The organism is Pseudoalteromonas sp. Z1A6 (assembly GCF_011378745.1).
GTDB lineage: Bacteria > Pseudomonadota > Gammaproteobacteria > Enterobacterales > Alteromonadaceae > Pseudoalteromonas > Pseudoalteromonas arctica.
Genome location: NZ_WTKW01000125.1, coordinates 1 through 11,245 on the forward strand (window position 1 = coordinate 1; position 11,245 = coordinate 11,245).

At 38.7% G+C, this 11,245-nt stretch carries 8 protein-coding genes; 3 read left to right on the forward strand and 5 right to left on the reverse strand.

The genetic code is table 11. The features are described from left to right. Positions 1 to 61 precede the first annotated feature (61 nt). Complete coding sequence (locus GQR46_RS09750; protein WP_007582701.1) at positions 62 to 745, reverse strand: DoxX family protein; 684 nt, start codon at positions 743 to 745, stop codon at positions 62 to 64. Between the two features lie 93 nt (positions 746 to 838). Then, positions 839 to 2,800 (reverse strand): NADPH-dependent 2,4-dienoyl-CoA reductase, encoded by a 1,962-nt coding sequence (locus GQR46_RS09755; protein ID WP_165740830.1) that lies wholly within the window; start codon positions 2,798 to 2,800, stop codon positions 839 to 841. A 219-nt stretch (positions 2,801 to 3,019) separates the two neighbouring features. Here GQR46_RS09755 and sppA point away from each other — a divergent pair, with 219 nt between their 5' ends. Next, positions 3,020 to 4,885 (forward strand): signal peptide peptidase SppA, encoded by a 1,866-nt coding sequence (gene sppA / locus GQR46_RS09760; protein WP_024590136.1) that lies wholly within the window; start codon positions 3,020 to 3,022, stop codon positions 4,883 to 4,885. Between the two features lie 82 nt (positions 4,886 to 4,967). Beyond that, on the forward strand, positions 4,968 to 5,978 hold the full coding sequence (gene ansA / locus GQR46_RS09765) for an asparaginase (RefSeq protein ID WP_007582693.1): 1,011 nt from the start codon (positions 4,968 to 4,970) through the stop codon (positions 5,976 to 5,978). Between the two features lie 69 nt (positions 5,979 to 6,047). Here the strand turns inward: ansA and gndA are convergent, their stop codons facing one another. Next, complete coding sequence (gene gndA / locus GQR46_RS09770; RefSeq protein ID WP_165740831.1) at positions 6,048 to 7,421, reverse strand: NADP-dependent phosphogluconate dehydrogenase; 1,374 nt, start codon at positions 7,419 to 7,421, stop codon at positions 6,048 to 6,050. A gap of 377 nt (positions 7,422 to 7,798) precedes the next feature. Between gndA and pyk the strand changes: the two genes are divergently transcribed. Beyond that, positions 7,799 to 9,235: a pyruvate kinase gene (gene pyk, locus GQR46_RS09775; RefSeq protein ID WP_007582689.1), complete on the forward strand. Its 1,437-nt coding sequence runs from the start codon at positions 7,799 to 7,801 to the stop codon at positions 9,233 to 9,235. A gap of 68 nt (positions 9,236 to 9,303) precedes the next feature. Here pyk and GQR46_RS09780 read toward each other — a convergent pair whose 3' ends face one another. Next, positions 9,304 to 10,128 (reverse strand): LytTR family DNA-binding domain-containing protein, encoded by an 825-nt coding sequence (locus GQR46_RS09780; RefSeq protein WP_007582688.1) that lies wholly within the window; start codon positions 10,126 to 10,128, stop codon positions 9,304 to 9,306. Beyond that, positions 10,121 to 11,197: a histidine kinase gene (locus GQR46_RS09785; RefSeq protein ID WP_007582687.1), complete on the reverse strand. Its 1,077-nt coding sequence runs from the start codon at positions 11,195 to 11,197 to the stop codon at positions 10,121 to 10,123. The genes GQR46_RS09780 and GQR46_RS09785 overlap by 8 nt, the downstream gene beginning before the upstream one ends. Positions 11,198 to 11,245 lie beyond the last annotated feature (48 nt).

Consider the following 11,245-nt stretch of genomic DNA (forward strand, 5'->3'; position numbering starts at 1 on the left):
AAATGCAAAACGGCCGCAAAGGGTTAAGCTATGCGGCCGTTAGTAAAGTAGATTAAATACGTTATTCTTTTACAATATTTCGCCTTAACCAGTAATCTATACTAACAAAACGCCCACCGCCCATAAAAAACAAGCTAAGAAGCATAGCAAAATAAATTGCCGAAAATTCTATACCGTTGTTTAAAATAGACGGCTTGCCCTTTTCGTATAGATAATCAGGAAACCCGTGTTCTTCAACTAAGCCACGAATTTTACCTATTCGGTCTTGTACTTCTAGTGAGTTTTCAAGGCTTTCTTTAGCGCCCGGAATTGATAACCAATCGAGCACTTGCGCAGCACTTGTTTCTGGATTAGTTGGTGCTATTGCAAACCAACCATTATGCCAATGCACTGAGGTTGCAGCGACAACCATTGTGAACATAAGTGGGATACTGACCAAGCGAGTTAAAAGGCCAAGTAATAAAAACCAACCTCCTAAAAATTCACTCCAGCCAGCTAAAAAAGCTAGTAAGTCAGGAAACGGTAATCCTAAACCCCATTCATTATTACCAAACCATTGAACTACATCTGGAGATGCTAAAAAGTTATCAAAGAAACCTTCTGTCTCACCGCTTATAGCAAGTTTGTTATAACCTGCAATGATCATAACAGGGGCTAAAATCAAGCGAAATAGCAATGCAGGTAAACCATCTAAAAATGATAGTTTACCCAATATTGCATCATAAAGATTGGTTAGTTTATTCATGCGTATCCTGTGTGTTCACTGTTTATTAAGTTATAGACTATAAACAGCAAAGACCGCATGAATTGATAAACTATTTCAATTTATTTACAAAGGTTAAATACTTCTAGCGACCTGAAGTGCTTCAAAAATAGCGCGTTTAGCATCAATAGCTGCAGCTAGTTTAGCTCCGCCTATAACATGTACCTTTGCGTTATCTGTGTAATTTTCTAGCACTTCGTTATTAGAAACCTGGCCAATACAGGCAATAACAGTGTCTACTGGCAGTACTAGAGTTTCACCAGCAACATTAATAGTTAGTCCGCTTTTATCAAAGCTTTGGTATTGGCAATCAGCAATTTGCTTAACGCCATGCTGCTTAGCAACTTGGCGATGTATCCAACCCGTTGTTTTACCAAGCTCGCTACCAAAACGACCCGTACTGCGTTTTAACATATACAATTGACGTTCGTCTTTATGAGGTTGGGCTTCACACTCAATCCCCCATTGCGTTTTAAACTCGCTAATAGTTTGCGATTTATGTTCGCTTAAAAACGCAACCATATCAAAACCTATACCACCGGCACCTAAAATAGCAATTGATTTACCCAGCTCTACTTCGCCGCGTATAACTTCGTCATAAGCAAATACACGCTTATCATCGCTACACTTAATAGAGGCTTCACGCGGCCTAACGCCAGTTGCAAATACGATGTCATCATAGTTTTTAAGCATTGAATCGTCATAAGCTTTACCAAGCTCTACAGTTACTTTTAATCGCTCAAGCTCATTAGTGAAGTAAGTAAGAGTATGGTTAAAGTCTTCTTTACCTGGTATTTGCATAGCTAAATTAAATTGGCCACCCATTTGCGGTTTTTGATCAATTAACGTGACGTTATGCCCTTTTTGAGCCAAGTAACAACTTGCCGATAAACCAGCGGGGCCTGCACCGACTACTAATACGTTTTTAGCTTTGGTTGCTTGCTCTAACGGGTAATCTAGCTCAAATGCAGCTTGTGGATTAACTAAACACGTAGCACGTTTATTTTTAAATACGTGATCTAGACAACCTTGGTTACACCCTATACAAATATTAATTTGCTTAGATTGATTATTTGCGTATTTATTAAAAAACTCTGGATCGGCAAGTAGCGGCCTTGCCATCGAAATTAAATCAGCCTCGCCTGCATTTAAAATATCGTTAGCAATTTCTGGAGTATTAATTCGGTTAACAGCAATCACTGGCACGCTCACCACGTCTTTTAAACGTTTTGATGCTTCTTTAAATGCACCTGGCGGCACCATACTCGCAATAGTTGGTACACGCGCTTCGTGCCAACCAATACCTGTGTTAAATATATCAACACCCGCTTTTTCAAGCTCGGTAGCTTGTATGACAACTTCCTCTGGTGTTGAACCGTTTGGGATTAAATCAATGACCGACAATCTAAAAATAATTAAGAATTGCTCAGATACTTTTGCTCTTACAGCTTTAACTATTTCAAGCGCAAGTCGCATTCTATTTTCTAGGCTGCCACCAAATTCATCTTCACGTTTATTGGTGTGTGGCGCCATAAACTCATTAATCAAATACCCTTCAGAACCCATAACTTCAACGCCATCGTAGCCGGCTTTTTCAGCCATATAGGCAGAGTGCGCAAAGTCTTTAATTGTTTTTTTAATCGAGCCAAGCGTCATAGCTTTAGGTTTATAAGGATTAATAGGTGCTTTTATTGCACTTGGTGCCTGATTGAATGGATGGTACGCATAACGTCCAGCATGTAATAATTGCAAACAAATTTTTCCGCCGTGTTTATGCACAGCATCTGTGTAAGCGCGGTGCTTAAATACATCGTAATAACTATTAAATGAAGATGAAATAGGTGTTAATTTGCCACATAAATTTGGGCTGTATCCGCCCGTAATTAACATTGCAGTGCCGCCTTTTGCACGTGCTTCGTAAAATGCACGTAAGCGTTTGCGGTTATGCCATCCCTCTTCAAGGCCTGTATGCATTGAGCCCATCACTAAGCGGTTACGTAATTGTGTGTGTTTTAGTTGTAATTGTTGTTCTAACATCTTGTGCCCCGTCAACTGGTCTAACCTGTATACATTAGCTAATTCTGCTTTAATGGCAAGTAATAAGCAATATGTGCCTTCATTTAATTAAAAAAAGCCATAAAAACATGTATTAATAGCACCTCATAAACACTTCGTTACGATTTAGCAGTTAAATTTATTTTTATTCTAGGCTAAGATGGAACTAATGTATTAACTGTACCAAATTAAGGAGCTATTTTGATAGCAAAGGTATTTAAAGGTATTTGGGCTGGAATTAACTTTTCTCGTCGTTTAATACTCAACATTCTGTTTTTATTACTGGTAATTGTTTTCTTAGTGTCACTCTCAAGTGACGACGATAAAATAATAGTTGAAAATGGCTCTGTGCTTAGGCTTAACCTAAATGGCCCTATTGTTGAAGAAAAAACATACATAGATCCGGTCGAAGCTGCAATTAGTGATGCAACTTCTGGTTCTGAAGCGCCAAGCGAAATATTACTCGACGATATTGTTGAAGTAATAAACGAAGCGACTAAAGACGATCGCATTACGGTGATGCTGCTTGATTTACAAGAAATGCCTAAAGCACATTTAAACAAACTTAAGCAAATTACCAATGCTATTGATGCATTTAAACAAGCTGGCAAAAAAGTGATTGCATCGGGTTATTACTATACCCAAGCACAATACTATATTGCATCACATGCTGATGAAATAGCTATGCACCCATACGGTAGCGTAGGTATTGAAGGTTACGGCATGTATCCGCTTTACTTTAAAGATGCACTTGAAAAGCTTGAAGTAACGCAGCATATTTTCCGTGTTGGTACATTTAAGTCAGCAGTAGAACCTTTCATTCGGAACGACATGTCTGAAGCAGCCAAAGAAGCTAACCGTGTTTGGTTGGGCGCTCTTTGGAGTGAATACAAACAAGATGTTGCTGCGGTTCGCCCATTTGATGAGTCAAATTTCGACGAGACAATGGACGTATATCTTGAAAAAATGAAAGCTGCAGATGGCGATGCAGGTAAATATGCACTTGACCACCAGTGGGTTGATTCTTTAAAAACAAATCAACAAGTTCGCAAACAATTAATTGATTTAGTTGGCGCACAAGAAGATGGCAAAACATTTAAGCAAGTTTCATTTCGTGAATACTTAAGCTTGGTTAAACCACCGATTGAATTTGATAACCCTATTACCGAAAAAGTCGCCGTTGTAGTTGCTAAAGGTACAATTGTGGATGGTGAGCGTAAAGCTGGCGAAATTGGTGGCGACTCTACAGCAGCCCTACTTCGTAAAGCACGCCTTGATGACAAAGTTAAAGCGGTTGTACTGCGCATTGATTCAGGTGGCGGTAGTATGTTTGCCTCTGAAGTTATTCGTGCAGAAGTATTAGCGCTTAAAGCTGCTGGTAAGCCTGTTATTGCCTCTATGAGCTCTGTAGCTGCATCAGGTGGTTATTGGATTGCCTCTGCTGCAAACGAAATCTGGGCAGCACCGAGTACTATTACAGGGTCGATTGGTGTGTTTGGTACGTTTATGACATTTGAAAAAACCTTATCTAAAATTGGTGTTTATTCAGATGGCGTTGCAACAACCGAAATGGCTGGTTTTTCTATCACTCGTCCCCTAAACGAAAAAATGGGTCAAGTAATTCAGATGAGCGTTGAAGAAGCATACGGTCGCTTTTTAAACGTTGTCGCTGATGCCCGTAATATGACGCCTGAGCAAGTTGATAAAATTGCCCAAGGCCGCGTATGGATTGCATCTCAAGCACTTGAACTAGGTTTAGTAGACAAACTTGGTGATAAACAAGATGCTATAAAAGCAGCTGCAGCACTTGCAAAACTTAATCACTATGAAGTTAAAACCATTAAACAAGATTTAAGCTCGCAAGAAAAAATGATTCAAAATATTTTTGGTAACGCGTCTATTAAATCGATGCTTGGTTTACAAACACAAAAAACATCTGTGTTAGCAACGCAAGCTAACTTGCAAAGCGTTATTAACCAATTAAGTACTGAAGTTGAAAACCTTAAAGATTACAACGATCCACAAGGTGTATATGCACGTTGTTTAGTGTGTAATGTTGCACAATAAAAGTGCATAGCTTTACCTAATCAGCTGTATTTAAAGTTACTTAACGTTATACTAAGCCCAGTTTTTTTACTGGGCTTTTTTTATGAAACGTAAACGCATTTATATCGCTTATACTGGCGGTACTATAGGTATGAAAAAATCGAGTCGAGGTTATATTCCTGCTGAAGGTTTTTTAACAGAAACCGTAGTGAACAACGCAGAGTTTAACCGTGATGAAATGCCTTTGTTTGATATTCACGAATACTGCCCTCTTATAGATTCTTCAGATATGTCTCCTGAGCATTGGCAACTTATTGCTGATGACATTAAAGATAAATACCAAGATTATGATGGTTTTGTTGTGCTTCATGGCACCGATACAATGGCGTATACAGCCTCAGCACTATCGTTTATGTTCGAAAACCTAACTAAACCTGTGATTGTAACTGGCTCACAAATTCCGCTTTCTCAATTACGCTCAGATGGTCAAGTAAACCTTCTGAATGCAATGTATTTAGCGGCAAATTATCCAATTGCAGAAGTAAGTCTATTTTTTAATAACCAACTGTTTAGAGGTAACAGAGCAACTAAAGCCCACGCCGATGGATTTAATGCATTTGCGTCGCCTAATCTTGATCCCTTAGCGTTATCGGGTATTAGTATTCAACTTATTAAAGGCCAACTTAGTCCTTATGTTGAAAATGAGCTGCAAGTTACTCCTATTACACCTCAACCCATTGGTGTGCTTTATTTATACCCTGGTATTAGTCAAGAAGTGGTTAAAAGCTTAGTTAATGGCAATATTAAAGCCTTGGTGTTGCTTAGTTTTGGTGTAGGTAATGCACCGCAAGATCCTAACTTTTTATCAATACTTGAAGAAGCAAGTAAACGTGGCGTCGTTATTGTTAATTTAACCCAGTGCTTAAAAGGCCATGTAAATATGGGCGGCTATGCAACGGGTAATGCACTGTTAAATATTGGTGTTATTAGTGGATACGATATGACCCTTGAAGCGTGTTTAACTAAATTACATTATTTATTTAGCCAAAAGCTAGAAGTAGAGACGATTCGTCATTTAATGCAAGACAATTTACGTGGTGAATTAAGCCGTTAAATCTCACCGCGCCTAAAATACAAAAGGCACGCTAAATAGCGTGCCTTTATCGTTTTAAACAACTGTTTATTACCTAACTTTAGCGTCGATATCTACTAAGTCAGTTAAATGGCATGTTTCACCGCTATGGGTTTTAACGCCGTGCTCACCAAAGTAATCACGCTGGGCTTGAACTAAATGCCCATTACTCGGTGTGGTTAATGTTGCTAAATACGTTTGTGTAGCACCCAATACAGGGAATGCTAAACCAGTCATTATTGCTTGTCCGGTAATTTTGCGCAAAGAGTTAGACTCTTTCTCAAGGGTATCAATAAATTCAACACCTTGTGCAACGCTATCAAGGTAGTCAGCACGAATAATACAACCAGAACGCCACGTTTGAAGCGTTTTAGATAAATCAACTTTCCACTGATGAGTACGTGATGCACCTTTAATTAACGCTAAACCTTGGCGATACGCTAGTAAGCTTGCAAGTAAGAACGCTTCTTTTAGCTCTTCTAAATCAATTTCAACATTGTTAGTTGATTTAGATGCATACGTCATCTCTTGTGCAGCCGTTGTATTACATGCATTAGTTAAATGACGAGCTTGTACAGCAGCAACAAGTGAAGGAACTGCGATACCAAGTTCTAGTGCATTTTGCGCAGTCCAAAGACCAGTACCTTTAGCGCCAACTTTATTATCAATTAAGTCCGCAAGCGGTACATTATTATGATTTTCAAGTGACAATATGTGGCTAGAAATAGACAGTAAATAGCTATTTAATTGACCTTCTGACCAGTCATTAAATATCTCAGCCACTTCTTTTGGAGAACGATTAGTGCCTAAACGAAGTAATTGGTACACTTCTGCAATAAGTTGCATAAGTGCGTATTCAATACCGTTGTGAACCATTTTTACAAAATGACCACTTGCTGATTGACCAACACGTGCAAAACACGAGTCGCCATTATAGCTAGCAGCTACTTTTTCAAACCATGGCTCAATACGTTCCCAACCACCCTCAGAACCACTTGCCATCATTGCAGGACCATGGCGAGCGCCTTCTGCACCGCCAGAAATTCCCATAGTGGCAAATTCAAATTTATTTTGGTATTTAAGTTTACGCGTTATACCGTCTTTATAATTACTATTACCGCAATCGACAATCATATCGTCACAGTTAACGCCGGCCTCTACAAGTTCATTACAAACTGTATCAACTAACTCACCAGCAGGAACAAGTAATAAAATAGAACGAGGTGCCTCTAAACGCCTTACCATGTCTCTTAAATCAGAGACAATGTGAAGCCTATCAGCCATGCCTTGAGATTTAGCACAACTTAGTAACTCTTCACCCGCATGTGGGTTTTTGTCATAAGCGACTAGCGTTATCCCTTTTTCAATCAAGTTTAGGGCAAGATTTTTTCCCATAACGCCTAACCCTACTAATGCAACTTGCATCTAGTGTCCTCCTCGGTAACAACTATTTGGTTAGAAAATTCAGTGTATAAATTAAATAATACCGCGTGCATTATACTCATGCAGTCATAAAATACTAATTATGAGTCAATACAACATGCTTTTTTATTACAGATAAATAAGCTACGTAATTATATCAAACATCAATGGTCTCGGGGTGACTAAAAGCAAAGCTAATTGAAATTAAGATCATTGACGCATTCTGACACCGGTGTCATAATGATGACACAATAGTTTTGTATAAAATAGTGGCAAACCTTTGAAGTTTGCACATAACTAAAATATTTTATTCTAATATAGATATTTTAAGTCAACAAAATAACGTCAACATGCTTTCACCAAGCAAACAGGAGAAATTGATGCTAAGACGCACAAAAATAGTCGCTACCCTTGGACCTGCTACCGATAGAGATAACAACTTAGAAAAAATTATTATCGCTGGGGCTAATGTAGTACGTTTAAACTTCTCACATGGTGTTGCCCAAGATCATAAAGACCGTGCACAAGCTGTACGCGATATTGCAAAAAGATTAGGCAAGCATATTGCTATCCTTGCTGACCTTCAAGGCCCTAAAATCCGCGTTTCTACTTTTAAAGAAGGTAAAGTAACGCTTGCTGTGGGTGCAAAATTTACCCTTGATGCAAAAATGGAAAAAGGCGAAGGCGACATAAACTCTGTAGGTATTGATTATAAAGAATTACCTAACGATGTAAGCCCTAACGATTTACTACTTCTAAATGACGGCCTTATTCAATTAAGTGTTGATGAAGTAGCTGGGCATTTAGTGCATTGTACAGTCACTGTTGGCGGTGTTTTATCTAACAATAAAGGTATTAACCGTTTAGGTGGTGGCTTAACTGCTCCAGCATTTACTGAAAAAGACAAAGAAGATTTAATAACTGCCGCTGAAATTGACGTAGATTACATTGCCGTATCATTCCCACGTAGTGGCGACGATATGCGCTACGTACGCTCACTTGCTGAAGCTGCTGGTTCAAAAGCACAGTTACTTGCTAAAATTGAACGTGCTGAAGCCGTTGAAACCCAAGAAGCTGTTGATGACATCATTTTAGCGTCTGACGCAGTAATGGTTGCTCGTGGTGATTTAGGTGTTGAAATTGGTGATGCTGCTCTTATGGGCAAGCAAAAACTAATTATTCGTCGTGCTCGTTCATTAAACCGTACTGTAGTTACAGCAACGCAAATGATGGAATCGATGATCGATAACCCTATGCCTACACGTGCAGAAGTTATGGATGTTGCAAATGCTGTTCTTGATGGAACAGATGCTGTAATGCTTTCAGCTGAAACAGCTGCAGGTGATTATCCTGAAGAAACAGTTGCGACTATGGCACGCGTTTGTTTAGGCGCTGAATCGCAAAAAGAAACGCACGTTTCTAAACACCGTTTAGATAGTCGCTTTTCTAACAATGCTGAATCAATTGCGCTTTCTGCTATGTATGCAGCTAATCACTTAGATTCTGTTAAAGCAATTATCACACTTACTGAATCTGGTAGTACGGCTAAATTAATGTCGCGTATCAGCTCAGGCTTACCAATCTACTCGCTTTCACGTCATGCCAGTACATTAGGTCAAACAGCACTTTATCGTGGTGTTTACCCAGTATTTTTTGATTCTACAAAAACTGAAAAAGACGGTATGGTAAAAGCCGCGCTTGATACTTTAGTTTCTCAAGGGTCTTTACAGTCTGGCGATACAGTAATCATTACTCACGGTGACTCAATGGAAACTGTGGGCGCAACTAACACAATGAAAATTGTAACTGTTGCGTAATTAAACGCCGAATATAAAAAATGCGAGCTTAGCTCGCATTTTTTGTGTCTGTAATAAAAGCGTTGGCTTTAACTTGCTAATGCCGCTTTAACCTTATCTCGGTAGCTACGGCTCACTTTTAATTCTTGGCCATTTTCAAGTACTAATAAATACTCACCACTTACTTGTGTAACCAGTTTACTAATTTGTTTTGTATTTACTATTGCGCTGCGGTGCACACGCACAAATAACTGAGGGTCGAGCTCTTGCTCAAGCTCTTTCATTGTTTTACGTAGAATATGCGTTTGTCCGTCTTCACAGTGTAAACACATATAGTCACCTGCTGCATCAACCCATTGGATAGTCGCTACAGGTACCCGTATAATTTCACCCTGCTCTTTTACAGCAAGCGATTCTGGGTAACGTCTGTCTGTTAGCATATCGCCAGTGGCTAATTTTTTAAGTATTTCTTCGCAATTGTTACCAGTAATACCGGCTACAAAACTCGCTAGCTTTTTCTTATGGGCGTTGTCTTGCTGCGTTTTTAAGTAGGTATGCACTTTTTCTACCGCCTGTTTTAGTCTGTTATCATCAACGGGTTTTAAAATGTAATCGAGAGCATGAATTTCAAACGCTTTTACAGCAAACTGGTCAAAGGCCGTTACAAATACGATCGCTGGTAATGCTTTTGAGCTTTCGCTAAGGGCTCTTGCTACTTCAAAGCCATTCATACCTGGCATTTGAATATCTAAAAAAACCAAATCAATTTTCTCGCTTTGACACATTTCAATTGCATCAGCGCCTGAACTACACAATTTAATTACTTCAATATCAGAGTATTCTTCGAGCCTTACCGCTAAACCTTTTCGTGCTAACGGTTCATCATCAACAATGAGTGTTTTTATTTTAGTCATTTTTCACAGCCTTCTCAAAAGGTACTCGCAGATTAACTTTTAATCCACTTGGCGTATTATGTGATAATACAAACGAATAATTATTTTCATACAACGTTTTTAATCTATCTTTGGTATTAGCGACACCTACGCCTTGAGCGTTAACTAATTGGCCATCGAGTATGTCAGTACCTGGGCCGTTGTCGCCCACTTCTAGTAATAACTCATTCGCAAATACCTGTGCTTTTATATCAATTACTCCACCTTCTGTTAGATGGGCAATAGCATATTTAATCGCGTTTTCTATAATAGGTTGCAAAATTAAGCTCGGTACTAAAGCCTCTTTAGCTTGCTCGCTTATATCTACATTTACCTTTAATCGCTCATCAAAACGTACACGTTCTATTTCTAAGTAAAGCATGAGCGCATGTAACTCTTGCTCTAGCGGTACTTTCTTTATTGGATCGGTATTTAATGTATAACGTAGAAAGTCACTTAGCCTTGCTACCATTAAGTTAGCATCTTTGTTTTCTTTAACCAAAATTAAAGTAGAAATAGCGTTAAGTGTATTGAATAAAAAATGGGGATTAAGCTGATACCTAAGCATTTTTAATTGCGCTTCGTGTGCCATAGTTGTGGCTTTTAGTGCTTTTTGTCGCTCACTTTGTAATAACTGATAATATTTAACGCCAAAGTACAGACCACTCCAACATAAAATAATATAAACCGAATCTAAACCTTGCTGCAGGTAATAAAACCACTCCTCTGGTCTATAACCATGGCGGTATATTTCCCACAAATTAAATTTTTGAACGACAGCCCATAAAGTACCTGTTACATAAGAGGCACCAAATACCACAATCATTAATACCCAAGGCGAGGCATTCCAAATTTTACGGTAAATATACCTAAGCGGTACTGTCATTAAGCAACCAGCGTAAGCATTTAATAAAATAACAAATACGTATATATCACGCATTTCAAATACTTTAGAGCCAATATAATTTACTAACGCATAACCAATCCAGCCTGCAATTTGCAAAAGCCAAAAAAAGCGCTGTCTGTTATCGACTAAAGATTGCCAGTTCAAAATAGATGTTTACTCCGTATAGTTAAAGACTAATTCCATAAAATAGGC

Bases quoted from the DNA above. Each gene is read 5' to 3' on its own strand.
- GQR46_RS09750 (WP_007582701.1), bottom strand. From the start codon at position 745: ATGAATAAACTAACCAATCTTTATGATGCAATATTGGGTAAACTATCA.
- GQR46_RS09755 (WP_165740830.1), bottom strand. From the start codon at position 2,800: ATGTTAGAACAACAATTACAACTAAAACACACACAATTACGTAACCGC.
- ansA (WP_007582693.1), top strand. From the start codon at position 4,968: ATGAAACGTAAACGCATTTATATCGCTTATACTGGCGGTACTATAGGT.
- gndA (WP_165740831.1), bottom strand. From the start codon at position 7,421: ATGCAAGTTGCATTAGTAGGGTTAGGCGTTATGGGAAAAAATCTTGCC.
- pyk (WP_007582689.1), top strand. From the start codon at position 7,799: ATGCTAAGACGCACAAAAATAGTCGCTACCCTTGGACCTGCTACCGAT.
- GQR46_RS09780 (WP_007582688.1), bottom strand. From the start codon at position 10,128: ATGACTAAAATAAAAACACTCATTGTTGATGATGAACCGTTAGCACGA.